This window comes from Streptomyces sp. TM32, from assembly GCF_004122755.1.
Classification (GTDB): domain Bacteria; phylum Actinomycetota; class Actinomycetes; order Streptomycetales; family Streptomycetaceae; genus Streptomyces; species Streptomyces sioyaensis.
Window position 1 is genome coordinate 12,370 of sequence record NZ_SDIG01000081.1, and the last position, 15,452, is coordinate 27,821.

A 15,452-nucleotide genomic window follows, 5' to 3' on the forward strand; every position below is an offset into this window, starting at 1 on the left:
GCGTCCGGTGCGCCCCGGGCACGCGAAGGAGGGCCCGTCCCGAACAACCCCGGGGCGGGCCCTCCTTCGCGCGGGCGGTGGTCGGTCGCGGGCGACCGGCAGTGACCGCGGTCCCTCACTCGTCGATCATCAGGCCCTTACGGAGCCGTCCGAGGGTGCGCGAGAGCAGACGGGAGACGTGCATCTGGGAGATGCCCAGCTCCTCGCCGATCTCGGACTGCGTCATGTTGGCGACGAAGCGCAGCGAGAGGATCTTCCGGTCGCGCGGCGGGAGTTCGGCGATCAGCGGCTTGAGCGATTCCACGTACTCGATGCCTTCGAGGCCGTGGTCCTCGTAGCCGATGCGGTCGGCCAGCGCGCCTTCGCTGTCGTCCTCCTCCGGCTGGGCGTCCAGCGAGCTCGCGGTGTACGCGTTGCTCGCGGCCATGCCCTCGACGACCTCGTCACGGCTGATGTCGAGGCGCGCGGCGAGTTCGTGCACCGTGGGCGCGCGGTCCAGCTTCTGCGCCAGCTCGTCGCCGGCCTTGGCGAGGTCCAGCCGCAGTTCCTGGAGCCGCCTCGGTACGCGCACCGACCAGCTGGTGTCGCGGAAGAAACGCTTGATCTCGCCGATGATGGTCGGCATCGCGAACGTCGGGAACTCGACGCCACGGCTGAGTTCGAAGCGGTCGATCGCCTTGATCAGGCCGATCGTGCCGACCTGGACGATGTCCTCCATGGGCTCGCTGCGGGAACGGAACCGGGAGGCCGCGAACTTCACCAGGGCGAGATTGAGCTCGACCAGCGTGTTACGGACGTACGCGAATTCGTGGGTGCCTTCTTCGAGGTGCTCGAGCCGCTCGAAGAGGGTCTTGGACAGAGCCCTCGCGTCCACCGGACCCACCTCGTCGAACGGCGGGATCTCGGGCAGCCCCTCGATCTCAGTCTCTTCTGCCAGGTCTGATTCGGCAGGGAGCAGCTGGGAAGGGATAAGCCCGGTCGGGTCGGACGGGGGTGTCGACGAAGCGGGGTGCCGGTTGTCGTCGGTACGCAATTCGTCGAGCCGGGGTGACATGGTCTCCTCCATCGTTCTCGGCATATGGCTGCCGATGCCTCTACGCGAAGCTGCGGTGTGCGGCGCCTCCAAAGCCGGCCGTGTTGGATGTGTGCTTCTACGCCTACCTGGGTTTGCGTGAAGATGGCAAGTGCGCGTTGTCCGTATATTGGTCTTTATGGGGATTGTTCCGGCTACCGGCGCGCCTCAGGAAGGCGTAGGGTTCGACAAGCGCAGTCGTAAGCAAACAGTCGTCTAGACAGCAATGAGGGGTGCGCACGCATGGACCGCGGGACGGTCGGCAGTGCAAGCCGGGGCCGGCTTCACGTCGAGATCCGCCATCACGGCGCCAGCGCGGTGGTGACGGTCGCGGGTGAGCTCGATCACCACACCGCGGATCTGTTGCGTGAATCACTGGAGGGGTGCGTGGACGACGGATATGCACGCCTCGTAGTGGATTGCTCACCCCTTGAGTTCATGGATTCCACCGGACTCAATGTGCTGCTCGGCGCGCGCCTGAAGGCGGAGGCCGAGGGGGGTGCGGTCCATCTGGCCGGGATGCAGCCCGTGGTGGCCCGGGTCTTCGAGATCACCGGCGCGGAGGCGGTCTTCACGGTGCATGACTCTCTCGACGCGGCTCTGACCGACTGATGTGACGCGGTGTCCGGAACGATACATTCCGGGCACGTAGTCCGTGTCACAACTTCCGTACCCAAGAAGTGGGTGTTCTCACGGTCCGGTCGGGCAGGAGACATCTGAATCCGTTGAATCAGTCAGTATCTGTTTTCCGTGAACAGGCGAATCGGTGAGGTGAAGCGCTGATGAGCACCACCCGGCCGTACCCGCCGGGCGATCTCGGCCCGGAGCCGGGCAGCGCCGGCGCTTCCGCCGCCCCGGGTGCCGCCACTCCGGCGGGCCAGGTCCGCCGGCTGCGCCTGGCGGGCACCCGAGGCGCCGTGGCGCGCGGCCGTGACTTCGCCCGACAGGCCCTGCACGACTGGGGCTGGCTGCCGGCCGTCGGCGCCGATCAGCGTGCCGCGGCCGAGGACGTGCTGCTCGTCGTCTCCGAACTGGTCACCAACGCCTGCCTGCATGCCGAAGGGCCCGAGGAGTTGCGGCTGCGCTGCAGCGCCAAAGTGCTGCACCTTGAAGTCAGTGACCTCGGTACCGGCTCGCCGGCGCCGCGCAGCCCGCACCGTCCGGGCCGCCCCGGAGGTCACGGCATGTTCATCGTGCAGCGGTTGTGCCTGGACTGGGGCGTGGTGCGCAACACCGACGGCACGGGCAAGACCGTCTGGGCGGAGCTCGCCGCGCCGGCCTAGCCGGGCGGTGGACGGAAGTGCTGAGCGCGGGCCTGTGGGCCCGCGCTTCGTCGTGTGCGGAACCTGCCGTGCGGTGTCTCCGGGCCGCGCGCTGGAGGCCGGAATTCCCCGTCGCCGCGGGCCCGGAGCCGATCGGGGCTGTGCTGTGCCTTCCCTCGGCACGGTCCCCGGCGTACCTTGAGCGCCCAATCTGATGTGCCGTCAGTAATACTCCGGCGGTGCGCTCATCGGGAGAAGGGGAACACAAGGTGGCCCGCTTCCACGCACAGCACGGCAGGCGCCCGGGCCGGGCCGCCGGCCTCGCCGCCGCGGCGGCGCTGACCGCCGGGACCGCGGTGATGCTCACCGCCCCGGCCGCCCACGCCGAGGTCGTCGACGTCAACTACCAGTGCAAAACGCCGATCGGCAACAAGGGCGCGGTGTCGCCCATCGACATCAAGAGCACCCCGAGCGGCGGCGGGTACAAGCTCGTGATGTCGTTCCGGAAGGGCGTCTCCTCCAGCCCCGTCGAGCTGGGCAAGGGCGCCATGAAGCCGAGCGCGCTGATCAGCCTCGGCGGTGCGCAGAGCGGTACGGTGCCGGTCGCCGGGCCGCCCAACGACAAGGCCATTCCGGCCAACACCCCCATCAAGATCAGTGACTTGAGCGGGACGTACACGCCCAAGGGCAGCGGCAAGGTCACCTTCACGGCGGGCACGCTCACCATCAAGGCGCTGGGCACCACCACCACCTGTACACCGAGCAACCACCCCAAGCCCTCGCTGACCCTGGACGTGAAGGGAACCGGCGGTTCCGGCGCTGGCCAGGAAGGCGCCGGTGGGTCCGCCACGGGCAGCGGTTCCTCCGGCGCGCAGCTGCCGCAGACCGGACCCGCGGACTCCGCCGTGGCGCTGGGCACCCTCGGCGGCACGGTGCTGCTGGCCGGTGCGGCCGGAGTTCTCTGGCTGACCCGGCGCCACCAGCGGGCCTGACGGCCGCGCGGGGCGCCGGGACCTGTCCGATCGGGCAGGGCCGGAAAGGCCCCAGGACCCGCGCGGCGCAACCCCGTCTCCGTACACCTCCGTACCCCACGCGGAGGCACCCCCTCGCATCAGCAGGAGCCGCCGATGCCGTTCCGTCCCCGTACAGCGGTCAGCGGTGCGATCCTCGCCGCCGCCGTCGTGCTGCCGTGTCCCGCCGCGGCCGCGGCCCGGACGGCCGCCGCACCTGTCCCACCGGGCTGGTCCGCCGCGCCGGCACCGGGGGCCGGCGCCGCCCCGCGCGCCCAGGGCCGCCCGTTCTTCTACCTGGAGGGCGCCCCGGGGAGCGTCCTGGCCGACCGGCTGTCCCTGAGCAATCCCACCGGCCGCACCCTCGCCGTACGGCTGCGTGGCTCCGGCGCCGGGGCATGGCTCGCGCTCGCCTCGAAGGAGGTGCGGATCCCGCCGCGTACCCGGGCGAGCGTCCCGTTCACGGTGACCGTCCCGCGCGACGCGGTCCCCGGCGACCGCTCCGGCGCGCTCCTCGCCACCGGCCAGGAGGGCGGGCGGGCGACCGTACCGCTCCATCTGCGGGTGACGGGGCCGGTGTTGTCCGCGCTGACCGTCGAGAAGGTGTCGGTGCGTGGCGCGGGCAGGTCGGCGGTCATCCGGTACACGCTGGTCAACCGCGGCAACACGGTGCTCAGGCCGCGGATCGCGGTGCGCGCGGACGGGCTCTTCGGCCCGGTGCTGCGGCGGGCCGCCCGTACGCTGCCGTCCGCACTGGCGCCCGGCCGGGCGGTCGACCTGACGGAGACCTGGCCCGGTCCGCCCGCTCTGGACGCGGTGGAGGTCCATCTCACGGCCACCGCGGCGGGCGGTGCCCACGGGGCCGCCACCGCCTCGTACACCGCGGCCCCTTGGGGCGTCCTCGCCGCCACGGCGCTGCTGCTCGCGGTGGGCGCGGGCGGGGTGGCGGCCGTACGCCGGCGACGCCGCGGCGCCGGGCCGGGCGGGAGGCGGGGCGAGCCGGCCGCTCGGCGTGCGGCCGGCGAGGCGCGGGCGCCCGGGGACAAGGCGGCGGACGCGGCGGCCGAACTGGCGGGCACCGGACCGGGGGCGCGCGCATGAACGGCCGGACGGGGGCGGGCCGGACGGCGGTCACGCGCACGGTCCGCGCCGGCGCGCCCCGACGGCGCGTACGGAGGCGGACGGTGGCCGCGCTCGCCCTGTGCGTGGCGCTGGCACCGGGGCTGCTGCCGGCCGCCGGAGCCCAGGCCGCTCCCCAGGCTGTCCCCCGGGTCGCCGCCGACGGCAAGCCCGTCGTCCGGCTCTCCGCGAAGGAGGCGGGCAAGGGCGGCAGCCTCACCGTGACCGGCCACGGCTGGCGCCCCAAGGCGCTGCTCACGCTGCTGATCTGCGGACAGAACATGATCGGCGGCAGCAATTCCTGCGCCAACGGTGACGGACGGGCCGCCACCACCGACGCCCACGGTGCCTTCCGCAGGAAGCTGCCGGTCGCCGAGCCGCCGAAGCCCTGCCCCTGTGTGGTGCATGTGGCCACCGTGACCGGTGCGGCGGCCGCAGCGGATGCCCCCTTCACGGTGGCGGGCCACCCGATGGCGCCGCTGCCCCCCGACACCACCGGCGGCCGGCTGGCGGTGCTCACCCAGCCCCGGCTGGCGGGCAGCAGTGGCCTGCTGACCTGGTTCGGCGCCCCGGCACAGCGCGAACTGACCGTCACCGTCGGCAATCTCGGCCCGGTGCCGGTCCGGGACCCGCTCTTCCGGGTCGGCACCTCGCACGGCGTCTTCGCCCCCAAGTGGGAGGAGCAGCAGTGGCGGGGCACCATTCCCGCCGGAAAGAAGGCGCAGATCAGGCTGCCGGTCGAGCTGCCGGCCGGCGCACACGGGGACTATCTGGTCTCCCTCGCCTACGGCGGCCGGACCCTGGTCGAGCAGCCCTGGGGGGTCGGCCGGCCCTGGGGCGTGATGCTCTTCTGGGTGCTGCTGTGCGTGGTGATCCCGACGGCGGTGTTCCGCATCGGGATGGCGCTCGTGGACCGGGTACGCCCGCTCCGGACGGACCGGACCCGCAAGCACTCCGCCGGCCGCGGCCGCGCCGCCGGCCGGCCACCCCGCACCCGCACCAAGGACCGCACCGCGCACGACGGCTCCACGGACGGCCCGGGTACGCCGGGCGAAACCGGCGGGCTGCCGTGGTTCACCCCGGACACCGCACCGTCCACCACCACATCAACCGAACGACCGACGTCGAAAGGTTCTGCGTGATGAGGCAACGGAGGAGAACGGCGGTGGCCTCGGCGGCCGCGCTGGTGCTCGCGGGGGCGGGCATCATGACCGCGGCCGGGACCGCCCAGGCAGCGGAGGTGTCGTACAAGACGGAGTGTCTGCCGCCGCCGATATCGGGGCTGCCGCCGATCGAGGGCACCACGAAGGTCGCGGTCAGCGCGCCGGCGACGGCCAAGGTCGGCGACGAGATCGAGGTGGTCTGGAAGACGGTCGAGGGTGCCTCCAAGAACCCCGACATCCTCGATCTGGGGGAGAACACCGTCCAGCCGACCGGCACGATCAAGGTGGCCGGGGCACAGACCGGCGATCTGGCGATGCAGGGGCCACGGCAGAATCCGCCGATCCCCAAGGGCGGCGCGATGAAGCTGTCCGACATGAAGGGCAAGCTGAAGCTGACGAAGGCCGGTGAGGTCACCCTGGCGCCCGGCTTCTACAACATCAACGTCAACAAGCCGATCTCGACGGACACCAAGTGCTCGCCCAAGGAGACGGTGAAGCCCGCGGTCACCGTCAAGGTGACCGACGGCGGGGGCGGTTCCGGCGGCACGACCGGAGGAACCACGTCCGGCACGACGGGTGGCTCCACGACCGGTACGACGGGCGGCACCACGGCCGGGACCTCCGGTGGGACCACGGCGGGGACCTCCGGCGGGACCACGTCCGGCACGACGTCCGGCGGGACCAGCGCCGGCACCTCCGGCGGTGCGACCTCGGGCGGCACGGCCGGTGGCAGCACGTCCGGCGGCGGCTCCGGCGGCGATCCCGACGGCACCGCGTACAAGGGCAAGGAGGTGCAGGTCCCGTACGCCTGCAAGACGCCGATCGGGGACAAGAAGGCGACCTCGCCGGTCCAGATCAACGCCGTGAAGAAGAGCGGCAGTTACGGCCTGACGGTGAAGTTCGCCAAGTCCGTGATGGACAGCCCGGCGGACATCCCCAAGGGCGCCGTCAAGCCGTCGATGGACGTCAAGGTCGGCGGCGCGGACAAGGGGGCGGTGAAGGTCGCGGGGCCGGCGAACGCCGCGCCCATCAAGTCGGGCCAGCCGATCGCGATCCCCGATCTGACCGGCACCTACAAGCCGGGCGCCACCGGCAAGGCCACGCTGACGCCGGGCGTGCTCACCGTCAACGCCCTGGGGACGACCACCACCTGCACCCCGGAGAAGGACCCGGGCGCCTCGCTCACCCTGGACACCTCGGCCCAGCAGGGCGGCACCTCCGGTGGCGCCTCGGGCGGTGCGACGGTCTCCGGAGGCGGTACGGCCGGGGCGGCCGGTGCCTCGGGCGGCAGTGGCAGCGGCGGCGGCCTCGCCGAGACCGGCGCGAATGATCACGGCGGGCTGACGGCGCTCGGCCTCCTCGCCGGGACGGCCATCCTGCTGGGCGGCGCGGTCTTCACGTTCCTGCCGCGGCGCCGGGCACGGATCCGCTGACCCGGCACGTCCACGGGACGCACGAAGGGGGGCGTCGCACCGGCGGTGCGACGCCCCCCCTTCCGCTGTCCGGGGCCGGCAGGCGTCAGTTGACGCTGCCCATCAGCTCCTTGACCCGCTTGCGGTACATCCAGATGCCGATGCCGGCGACGACCGCGAGGACGGCCTCGACGGCGACCGAGACCGAGTTGTTCAGGTCGACGTTCAGCTGCGGCGACGTCAGCAGGCCCGACACGGAGTCACCCGCGGTGACCGCGAGGAACCAGACACCCATCATCTGGGAGCTGTACTTGGCGGGCGCCATCTTCGTCGTGACCGACAGGCCGACCGGAGACAGGCACAGCTCGCCGATGGTCTGGACGAAGTAGATCGACACCAGCCACATCGGGCTGACCTTGCCGCCGTGGGCGCCGGTGCCGAGCAGCGGCAGGAGGAAGACGGCGAAGGAGATCCCGATCAGGATGAGGCTGGACGCGAACTTGACGGCGGTGCTGGGCTCCTTGCCGCGCTTGTTCAGCCACAGCCACGCCGAGGCGACCACCGGGGCCAGCGCCATGATGAAGATCGGGTTCAGCGACTGGTACCAGGACGTCGGGAAGTGGAATCCCAGCAGGTTGTTCGTCGTGGAGTTCTCACCGAAGATCGACAGCGTCGAGCCGTTCTGGTCGTAGATCATCCAGAAGATCGCGGCGACCACGAAGAACCAGATGTAGCCCGAGAGCCTGGACTGTTCGAGTTCCGTGACCTCCTTGTCGCGCTTCATGCGGACCAGGACCGCGATCGGGATGACCAGGCCGGCGATGGTGATCGGCATCAGCGCCCAGTCGGCGAAGTTACCGCTCACGGCGAGCAGGGTGTAGAACACGGCCGCGACGAACAGCCAGATCAGGCCCTTGCGCAGCACGGACGCCTTCTCCTGCGGCGTCGCGGGCTGGGCGACGACGTTGCTCTCCGCACTGAGGTGGCGGGTGCCGAGCATGAACTGGGCGAGGCCGAGCGCCATGCCGACGGCGGCGAGCGTGAAGCCGAGGTGCCAGTTGACGTTCTCGCCGACGGTGCCGATGGTCAGCGGGGCCAGGAAGGCGCCGAGGTTGATGCCGATGTAGAAGAGCGTGAAGCCACCGTCACGGCGCGGGTCCTCCGGGCCGTTGTAGAGGTGGCCCACCATCGTGGAGATGTTCGCCTTCAGCAGGCCGGAGCCGAGCGCGACCAGGACGAGACCGGCGAAGAAGGTCGCCGGGGTGGGCAGGGCGAGCGTGATGTGGCCCGCGATGACGACTCCGGCGCCGATCGCGACCGTCTTACGCGGCCCCCAGAAGCGGTCGGCCATCCAGCCGCCCGGCATCGCGAGCAGGTAGACCATCGCCATGTAGACCGAGTAGATCGCCGTGGCCGTGGTGGCCTGCATATGCATGCCGCCGGGCGCGATCAGGTACAGGGGGAGGAGGGCCTTCATGCCGTAGAAGCTGAAGCGCTCCCACATCTCGGTCATGAAGAGAGTGGCCAGTCCGCGGGGGTGGCCGAAGAAGGTCTTGCCGCCGTCCGCAGGGTTCCCCTGCTGGGCCGCATCCTTCGTCAGGCTGGACGCCATGGAAGCTTCCTTGCTGCTACGGGACGCGTTCGCAGGCGATACGCGCCCGGGTCGGGGGGATGACCGGCACCGGCGTAGCCCCGTCCGCCCCCACGTCCGGGAGGTTCGGCTCCCCGCAAGGGGCCGGCAGGACGGTCGTACCCCGGAATCCACGCTCCCCGTAGTGCAAGCGCGCGGCGGACCCGGTCGGCAGGTCGATCACTGTGCATCAGGGCCGGGGGTGCCGGCCCGGGACACAACGAGGGACCGATGACGCCGGTGGAGCGTCAAAGGTCCCGAAGGTTGTGCGATGGACGTCGAACCACCATACGTCTGGTTACCGGGGCGTTGGGCTGCATGAGACAACGGTCACATCCCTTTCGGGAACTACGGGCGCCCGTCACGACGCCCGCGCGCCCTCGCGCGCGCCCGCGCTTGCGCAGCTCACGGCGCCAAAGGCGCGGGAACGGCTCCGCCGTCGGCCATCCGCGCTGGTCCGCCCCTCGCTGCGGATACATCGGACTACCATCGGGCCATGACCCGTGTACTGCTCGCCGAGGATGACGCGTCCATCTCGGAGCCGCTCGCCCGCGCACTGCGCCGCGAGGGTTACGAAGTCGAGGTGCGCGAGGACGGCCCGACGGCGCTCGACGCCGGTCTCCAGGGCAATATCGACCTCGTCGTCCTGGACCTGGGACTGCCCGGCATGGACGGCCTGGAGGTCGCCCGCCGGCTGCGCAACGAAGGCCACTCCTTCCCCGTCCTGGTGCTGACCGCCCGCGCCGACGAGGTGGACACCGTCGTGGGCCTGGACGCCGGCGCCGACGACTACGTCACCAAGCCCTTCCGGCTCGCCGAACTCCTCGCCCGCGTACGGGCCCTGCTGCGCCGCGGCTCCACCGCCGAGCCCCAGCAGCCGCCGGCCACCCACGGCGTACGGATCGATGTCGAGTCGCACCGCGCCTGGATGGGTGAGGAGGAACTCCAGCTCACGGCGAAGGAATTCGATCTGCTGCGGGTCCTGGTGCGGGACGCCGGCCGGGTCGTCACCCGTGACCAGTTGATGCGCGAGGTCTGGGACACCACGTGGTGGTCGTCCACCAAGACGCTCGACATGCACATCTCCTGGCTGCGCAAGAAGCTCGGGGACGACGCCGCCAATCCCCGCTACATCGCCACCGTCCGCGGAGTCGGCTTCCGCTTCGAGAAGAGCTAGGGGCCCGTGCGCCGCCGCCTGATCAACTCCACGCTCGCCGTGGTGCTCGTCGTGATCGCCGTCTTCGGCGTCTCGTTGGTGATCGTCGAGACCCGCACCATCCAGTCCGGCGCGCAGGAGAGCGTGGCGTCGGAGGCGGTGCGGCTGGTCGGGATAGTGGAGAGCCGGCTGGGCAGCGGCGAGAAGATCACCCCGGGCATCCTCTCCGAGCAGATCACTGCCAAGCGGCACGCCGAGATCAAGGTGCCCGGCAAGGCACCGATCGAGATCGGGCACCGCCCCTCGGGCGATGTCATCGCCTCGACGGTGCGCGGCGACCGCGGGGAGTCCGTCACCGTCCAGGAGTCCCGCTCCACGGTCAGCGCGGAGATCGGCCGTACGCTGCTCGTCATTCTGGCCGTGGCGCTGCTGGCGATCATCGCCGCCGTCATCCTGGCCATCCGCCAGGGCCGCCGGCTGACCGCGCCGCTGACCGACCTCGCGGAGACCGCCGAACGGCTCGGCTCCGGCGACCCCCGCCCGCGCCACCGCCGCTACGGCGTGCAGGAGCTGGACCGGGTCGCCGATGTGCTGGACGCCAGTGCCGAGCGGATCGCCCGGATGCTGACCGCCGAGCGGCGGCTGGCCGCGGACGCCTCCCATCAGCTGCGGACCCCGCTGACCGCGCTGTCCATGCGGCTGGAGGAGATCACCCTCACCGACGATCCGGACACCGTGAAGGAAGAGGCCACCATCGCGCTGGCGCAGGTGGAGCGGCTCACCGACGTCGTCCAGCGGCTGCTGACCAACTCCCGCGACCCGCGCAGCGGCTCCGCGGTCGCCTTCGATCTGGACGAGGTGGTCAAGCAGCAGATCGAGGAGTGGCGGCCGGCCTACCGCAGCGCGGGACGGGCCATCGTGCGCTCCGGCAAGAAGGGCCTGCGGGCCGTCGGCACGCCCGGCGCGGTCGCCCAGGTGATGGCCACCCTCATCGAGAACTCGCTGATGCACGGTGACGGAACGGTCGCGCTGCGTACCCGCGTCACCGGCAACCAGGCGGTCGTCGAGGTCACCGACGCCGGCCCCGGCGTCCCGCCCGACCTGGGCTCGCGGGTCTTCGAGCGGACCGTCTCCGGCCGTAACTCCACGGGGCTGGGGCTGGCCGTGGCCCGGGACCTGGCGGAGGCGGACGGCGGGCGGCTCGAACTGCTCCAGCAGCATCCGCCGGTCTTCGCGCTGTTCCTGGCCCGGGAGCAGGAGCCCACCGAGGAATAGCGGCCGCGGCTCGGGCTACCTGCCCGCGGCCCGGGTTACCTCCGCGAGGCGCTGCGCGGGCGCGGTGAGTCGTCGGCGAGGAAGGACTCGGCGGTCGCCACGGCCTTGCGCGCGGGCAGCGCACGAAAGACCCAGGTGCGGTAGGACCAGAAGCGGAAGAGCGTGGCGACGGCGATGCCGAGGAACTTGAAGACGTTGCTCTGCAGCGGGGAGTCCCAGTCGAAGCCGTAGGTCGCGATGTAGAGCACGCCGTTCTCGATGACCAGGCCGACGACGCTGAACAGCAGGAAGAGCGTCAGCTCCTTCGTGCGGCCCCGCTTGTCGCGGTCGCGGTAGGTGAAGTAGCGGTAACCGAGATAGTTGGTGCCGGTCGCCACGACGGTCGCCACGATGCTGGCCCGCACGACGGGCACCTCGGTCAGATGCCGTACGAGGTTGAACACCACGAAGTTGACCACGACGCCCGCGCCGCCGACCGCACCGAACTTCACCAATTCCCGGGTGAGCGCCTCCAGCCTCGACCGCAGTGCGCTCCGTTCACTCATGGTGATCGTTCAGCTCCCCGTCGTGGGCGGTGTCCGCGGCCGTCAACGCTGGTCCGCTCCCTCATGCTAACCACGGGCCGACGGTGCTGCTTGCCGCCCGACAACTCCGGGCCCACCCCCCTGCGGGCCGTGGGGGTCAGCCCACGGTCACCCGGAAGTTGAGGCTGCGGGCGCCCGCCTCGTCGGCCGCTCCGGTGCCGCAACGCCGGCAGCGCAGCAGCCGTACGTCGGTGCGGCCCGGGCGGACGGCCCGGAAGCCGAGGCGGCGGACCGGGCCCGAGCCGGCCCGTGCGCCGCCGGGGACCACCCGGGAGCCGGTGGCCCGCACGACGGCCGGGTCGGGGCGGGGCTCGGCGATGATCCAGCGGTAGCCGTCGGTGCCCTCGTCGTCGACCTGCACGCTGAAGCGGTCACCGGGGGAGACCGCGATCTCGGTCTCGTCGGCGTCATAGATCCGCGGCGCGGACAGTTGGCTGAAAACGGAGTGCAGGGCGATGAGCAGCGCGGCGATCGCGACCACGATCACCAGCGTCCTCGTGCCCCTGGTTATGCCGCTGTTCTCCATCCGGCCTCCCCCTCGCCGGGCCCGTTCCGGGCGCCGGACGTGCCCGCCGGCCCGGGAGTCGGGGCAGGCGGCGGTCCGCTGTCGGCGATCGTCGAACGTGCGAACTCAGAGGATCATCCAAGCCGGGGTCCGGGCCGCGGCGCGGTACGGATACCCTGGGGGCGTGACGTTCCCGGTAGTCGGCATGGTGGGCGGCGGTCAGCTCGCCCGTATGACCCACGAGGCGGGTATCCCCCTCGGCATCAGATTCAAGCTCCTCAGCGACACTCCGCAGGACTCGGCGGCTCAGGTGGTCGGTGATGTCGTCATCGGCGACTACCGCGATCTGGACACGCTGCGTGCCTTCGCTCATGGCTGCGATGTGATCACCTTCGATCACGAGCACGTTCCCACCGAGCATTTGCGGGCCCTGGAGGCCGACGGGATCCCCGTCCGGCCCGGCCCCGATGCGCTGGTGCACGCCCAGGACAAGGGGGTGATGCGGGCGAAACTGGACGCGATCGGCGTGCCCTGTCCACGCCACCGCATCGTCTCCGACCCCGCGGACGTCGAGCGCTTCGCGGCCGAGCTCGGTGGCGGGCAGGCGCCGGACGGCTTCCCGGTGGTCCTCAAGACCGTCCGCGGGGGCTATGACGGCAAGGGCGTCTGGGTCGTGCGATCCTCCAAGGAGGCCGCCGAGCCGTTCCGTGCCGGGGTGCCCGTCCTCGCGGAGGAAAAGGTCGATTTCGCACGCGAACTGGCGGCCAACATCGTCCGCTCCCCGCACGGCCAGGCCGTGGCCTACCCGGTCGTGGAGTCCATCCAGGTCGACGGGGTCTGCGACACCGTGATCGCCCCGGCGCCCGACCTCGACGAGCAACTCGCCGGCCAGGCCCAGCAGCTGGCGCTGCGGATCGCCCAGGAGCTGGGCGTCGTCGGCCATCTGGCCGTCGAGCTCTTCGAGACCGCCGACGGCCGGATCCTCGTCAACGAGCTCGCCATGCGCCCGCACAATTCCGGCCACTGGACCCAGGACGGCGCGATCACCTCGCAGTTCGCCAACCACGTCCGTGCCGTGCTCGACCTCCCGCTCGGCGACCCGCGCCCGCGCGCCCCCTGGACGGTCATGGCCAACGTGCTCGGCGGCGACTATCCCGACATGTACTACGCGTACCTCCATTGCATGGCGCGGGACCCGCAGTTGAAGATCCATATGTACGGCAAGGACGTGAAGCCCGGCCGCAAGGTCGGACACGTCAACACCTACGGCGACGACCTGGCCGACGTGCGCGAGCGCGCCGCTCATGCCGCCGGCTATCTGCGAGGAACGATCACCGAATGACGTCCAGCCCGTCGCCCGACAACCGTCCGGCCCCGACCGCCGACACCCCCTCGCCCGAGACGGCCGGCGCCCCGCTCATCGGCATCGTCATGGGCTCCGACTCCGACTGGCCCGTCATGGAGGCCGCCGCCCAGGCCCTCGACGAGTTCGAGATCCCCTACGAGGTCGACGTCGTCTCGGCGCACCGCATGCCGCGCGAGATGATCGCGTACGGCGAGGAGGCGGCCGGCCGGGGGCTGAAGGCGATCATCGCGGGCGCCGGGGGCGCGGCCCACCTCCCCGGGATGCTCGCGTCGGTCACCCCGCTCCCGGTCATCGGCGTCCCCGTCCCGCTCAAGTACCTGGACGGCATGGATTCCCTCCTGTCCATCGTGCAGATGCCGGCCGGCGTCCCGGTCGCCACCGTCTCGGTCGGCGGGGCCCGCAACGCCGGGCTGCTCGCCGCCCGGATCCTCGCCACCCAGGACGCCGAACTCCTCGGCCGGATGCGGGAGTTCCAGCAGGAGCTGAACGACCAGGCCACCGAGAAGGGCAAGCGGCTGCGCAACAAGGTCGCCGCCCCGGGCGGCTTCGGCTTCGGGGGCGGCCGGTGAGCTCCTCCCGGGCGGCCGCCCGGGATCTGCTCGCCCGCTGGCCCGTCGTCGACGGCCACAACGACCTGCCCTGGGCGCTGCGTGAGCAGGTCCGCTACGACCTCGACCGGCGCGACATCGCCACCGACCAGTCCGCGCATCTGCACACCGATCTGCCGCGGCTGCGGGCCGGCGGCGTCGGGGCGCAGTTCTGGTCGGTGTACGTACGCGCCGACTACGCGGGCGACAAGGCCGTCAGCGCCACCCTCGAACAGATCGACGTGGTCCGGGAGCTGGTCGCCCGCTACCCCGGAGAGCTGCGCCTGGCGCTGACCGCCGACGACATGGAGGCGGCCCGCGCCGAGGGCCGGATCGCGTCCCTCATGGGTGCCGAGGGCGGCCACTCCATCCACAATTCGCTGGGCACCCTGCGCGCGCTGTACCGGCTGGGCGTGCGCTACATGACGCTCACCCACAACGACACCATCGACTGGGCGGACTCCGCCACCGACGAGGCCCGCCACAACGGTCTGACCGCCTTCGGCGAGGAGGTCGTCCGGGAGATGAACCGCTGCGGGATGCTGGTCGACCTCTCGCACGTCTCGGCCGCCACCATGCGCGACGCGCTGCGGGTCAGCACCGCGCCGGTGGTCTTCTCGCACTCCTCCGCGCGCGCCGTCTGCGACCACCCGCGCAACATCCCCGACGACGTGCTGGCACAGCTGCCCGCCAACGGCGGGGTCGCGATGGCCACCTTCGTGCCGAAGTTCGTGCTGCCGGACGCCGTCGCGTGGACGCAGCGCGCCGACGAGAACATGCGGGCGCACGGGCTGCACCACCTCGACACCACCGAGGCCGGCATGGCCGTCCAGCGCGCCTTCGAGGCCGCCCACCCGCGGCCGAAGGCCACCGTGGCGACCGTCGCCGACCACCTCGACCACATGCGGGAGGTCGCCGGCGTCGACCACCTCGGCATCGGCGGGGACTTCGACGGCACCGCGTTCACGCCAGACGGCCTGGCGGATGTCGCGGGCTACCCGAATCTGATCGCCGAACTCTTGGACCGGAAGTGGTCCGAGTCCGACGTGGCCAAGCTGACTTGGCAGAACGCCGTGCGCGCTTTGCGCGCGGCGGAGGACGTGGCGCGCGCGGAACAACGGCGGCGCGGGCCGTCGCACGCGGTGATCTGACGCCGGACGTTGTCGGCTTTCCCGCCGTGACGCCTGCGCTTTGCGGCGCGCCGTACGTTGTCGGCTGTCCCGCCGTGGGGGCTCGCCTGCGGCGGGCTGGTTGCCGCTGCGCTGGCTGTTCGGCTGCGGGACCGGCCCTCCGGACTCCGTCCTGCGGTCC

General features: G+C 71.6%; 15 protein-coding genes. 11 read left to right on the plus strand and 4 right to left on the minus strand.

What is annotated here, in order from left to right; all coding sequences use genetic code 11:
* Window positions 1-115: 115 nt before the first annotated feature.
* Window positions 116-1,054: an RNA polymerase sigma factor SigF gene (locus EST92_RS18695; protein ID WP_129282043.1), complete on the minus strand. Its 939-nt coding sequence runs from the start codon at window positions 1,052-1,054 to the stop codon at window positions 116-118.
* A 261-nt stretch (window positions 1,055-1,315) separates the two neighbouring features.
* Here EST92_RS18695 and EST92_RS18700 point away from each other — a divergent pair, with 261 nt between their 5' ends.
* From EST92_RS18700 to EST92_RS18725, 6 genes are all read left to right on the plus strand, one after another.
* Window positions 1,316-1,684 (plus strand): STAS domain-containing protein, encoded by a 369-nt coding sequence (locus EST92_RS18700; RefSeq protein ID WP_006605202.1) that lies wholly within the window; start codon window positions 1,316-1,318, stop codon window positions 1,682-1,684.
* Between the two features lie 170 nt (window positions 1,685-1,854).
* On the plus strand, window positions 1,855-2,355 hold the full coding sequence (locus tag EST92_RS18705; RefSeq protein WP_129282028.1) for an ATP-binding protein: 501 nt from the start codon (window positions 1,855-1,857) through the stop codon (window positions 2,353-2,355).
* 248 nt (window positions 2,356-2,603) lie between these two features.
* Window positions 2,604-3,326: an LPXTG cell wall anchor domain-containing protein gene (locus EST92_RS18710; RefSeq protein ID WP_129282029.1), complete on the plus strand. Its 723-nt coding sequence runs from the start codon at window positions 2,604-2,606 to the stop codon at window positions 3,324-3,326.
* Between the two features lie 135 nt (window positions 3,327-3,461).
* Window positions 3,462-4,445: a hypothetical protein gene (locus EST92_RS18715; RefSeq protein ID WP_129282030.1), complete on the plus strand. Its 984-nt coding sequence runs from the start codon at window positions 3,462-3,464 to the stop codon at window positions 4,443-4,445.
* A gap of 83 nt (window positions 4,446-4,528) precedes the next feature.
* Window positions 4,529-5,605 carry a hypothetical protein gene (locus EST92_RS18720; RefSeq protein WP_129282031.1) on the plus strand — a complete coding sequence of 359 codons (1,077 nt, stop codon included), beginning with the start codon at window positions 4,529-4,531 and terminating at the stop codon, window positions 5,603-5,605.
* Window positions 5,605-7,059: a hypothetical protein gene (locus tag EST92_RS18725; protein WP_129282032.1), complete on the plus strand. Its 1,455-nt coding sequence runs from the start codon at window positions 5,605-5,607 to the stop codon at window positions 7,057-7,059. Before EST92_RS18720 ends, EST92_RS18725 begins: the two co-directional genes overlap by 1 nt.
* An 85-nt stretch (window positions 7,060-7,144) precedes the next feature.
* Here EST92_RS18725 and EST92_RS18730 read toward each other — a convergent pair whose 3' ends face one another.
* Entirely contained in the window at window positions 7,145-8,650 is a 1,506-nt protein-coding gene (locus EST92_RS18730) for an oligopeptide:H+ symporter (RefSeq protein WP_129282033.1), read from the minus strand.
* A gap of 514 nt (window positions 8,651-9,164) precedes the next feature.
* On the opposite strand from EST92_RS18730, the gene EST92_RS18735 reads away from it, so the two are divergent.
* Window positions 9,165-9,845 carry a response regulator transcription factor gene (locus EST92_RS18735; protein ID WP_006605209.1) on the plus strand — a complete coding sequence of 227 codons (681 nt, stop codon included), beginning with the start codon at window positions 9,165-9,167 and terminating at the stop codon, window positions 9,843-9,845.
* A 6-nt stretch (window positions 9,846-9,851) separates the two neighbouring features.
* The gene (locus EST92_RS18740) at window positions 9,852-11,099 is read left to right on the plus strand and encodes an ATP-binding protein (RefSeq protein ID WP_129282034.1); all 1,248 of its coding nucleotides are present in this window, start codon (window positions 9,852-9,854) and stop codon (window positions 11,097-11,099) included.
* A 35-nt stretch (window positions 11,100-11,134) separates the two neighbouring features.
* On the opposite strand, the gene EST92_RS18745 is transcribed toward EST92_RS18740, so the two are convergent.
* Window positions 11,135-11,644 (minus strand): GtrA family protein, encoded by a 510-nt coding sequence (locus tag EST92_RS18745; protein WP_129282035.1) that lies wholly within the window; start codon window positions 11,642-11,644, stop codon window positions 11,135-11,137.
* Between the two features lie 136 nt (window positions 11,645-11,780).
* Window positions 11,781-12,209 (minus strand): protease inhibitor I42 family protein, encoded by a 429-nt coding sequence (locus tag EST92_RS18750; protein ID WP_254068905.1) that lies wholly within the window; start codon window positions 12,207-12,209, stop codon window positions 11,781-11,783.
* A gap of 184 nt (window positions 12,210-12,393) precedes the next feature.
* Between EST92_RS18750 and EST92_RS18755 the strand changes: the two genes are divergently transcribed.
* Genes EST92_RS18755 through EST92_RS18765 form a run of 3 tightly spaced genes read left to right on the plus strand, consistent with a single transcriptional unit; the run spans window position 12,394 to window position 15,292 of the window.
* Window positions 12,394-13,530, plus strand: coding sequence for a 5-(carboxyamino)imidazole ribonucleotide synthase (locus EST92_RS18755; protein WP_254068907.1), 1,137 nt, complete (start codon window positions 12,394-12,396; stop codon window positions 13,528-13,530).
* Window positions 13,527-14,123, plus strand: coding sequence for a 5-(carboxyamino)imidazole ribonucleotide mutase (gene purE / locus EST92_RS18760; RefSeq protein ID WP_174244059.1), 597 nt, complete (start codon window positions 13,527-13,529; stop codon window positions 14,121-14,123). The genes EST92_RS18755 and purE overlap by 4 nt, the downstream gene beginning before the upstream one ends.
* Window positions 14,120-15,292 (plus strand): dipeptidase, encoded by a 1,173-nt coding sequence (locus EST92_RS18765; protein ID WP_129282037.1) that lies wholly within the window; start codon window positions 14,120-14,122, stop codon window positions 15,290-15,292. Before purE ends, EST92_RS18765 begins: the two co-directional genes overlap by 4 nt.
* Window positions 15,293-15,452: the final 160 nt, after the last annotated feature.

Bases quoted from the DNA above. Each gene is read 5' to 3' on its own strand.
- EST92_RS18695 (WP_129282043.1), bottom strand. From the start codon at position 1,054: ATGTCACCCCGGCTCGACGAATTGCGTACCGACGACAACCGGCACCCC.
- EST92_RS18700 (WP_006605202.1), top strand. From the start codon at position 1,316: ATGGACCGCGGGACGGTCGGCAGTGCAAGCCGGGGCCGGCTTCACGTC.
- EST92_RS18705 (WP_129282028.1), top strand. From the start codon at position 1,855: ATGAGCACCACCCGGCCGTACCCGCCGGGCGATCTCGGCCCGGAGCCG.
- EST92_RS18715 (WP_129282030.1), top strand. From the start codon at position 3,462: ATGCCGTTCCGTCCCCGTACAGCGGTCAGCGGTGCGATCCTCGCCGCC.
- EST92_RS18725 (WP_129282032.1), top strand. From the start codon at position 5,605: ATGAGGCAACGGAGGAGAACGGCGGTGGCCTCGGCGGCCGCGCTGGTG.
- EST92_RS18730 (WP_129282033.1), bottom strand. From the start codon at position 8,650: ATGGCGTCCAGCCTGACGAAGGATGCGGCCCAGCAGGGGAACCCTGCG.
- EST92_RS18735 (WP_006605209.1), top strand. From the start codon at position 9,165: ATGACCCGTGTACTGCTCGCCGAGGATGACGCGTCCATCTCGGAGCCG.
- EST92_RS18745 (WP_129282035.1), bottom strand. From the start codon at position 11,644: ATGAGTGAACGGAGCGCACTGCGGTCGAGGCTGGAGGCGCTCACCCGG.
- EST92_RS18750 (WP_254068905.1), bottom strand. From the start codon at position 12,209: ATGGAGAACAGCGGCATAACCAGGGGCACGAGGACGCTGGTGATCGTG.
- EST92_RS18755 (WP_254068907.1), top strand. From the start codon at position 12,394: ATGGTGGGCGGCGGTCAGCTCGCCCGTATGACCCACGAGGCGGGTATC.
- purE (WP_174244059.1), top strand. From the start codon at position 13,527: ATGACGTCCAGCCCGTCGCCCGACAACCGTCCGGCCCCGACCGCCGAC.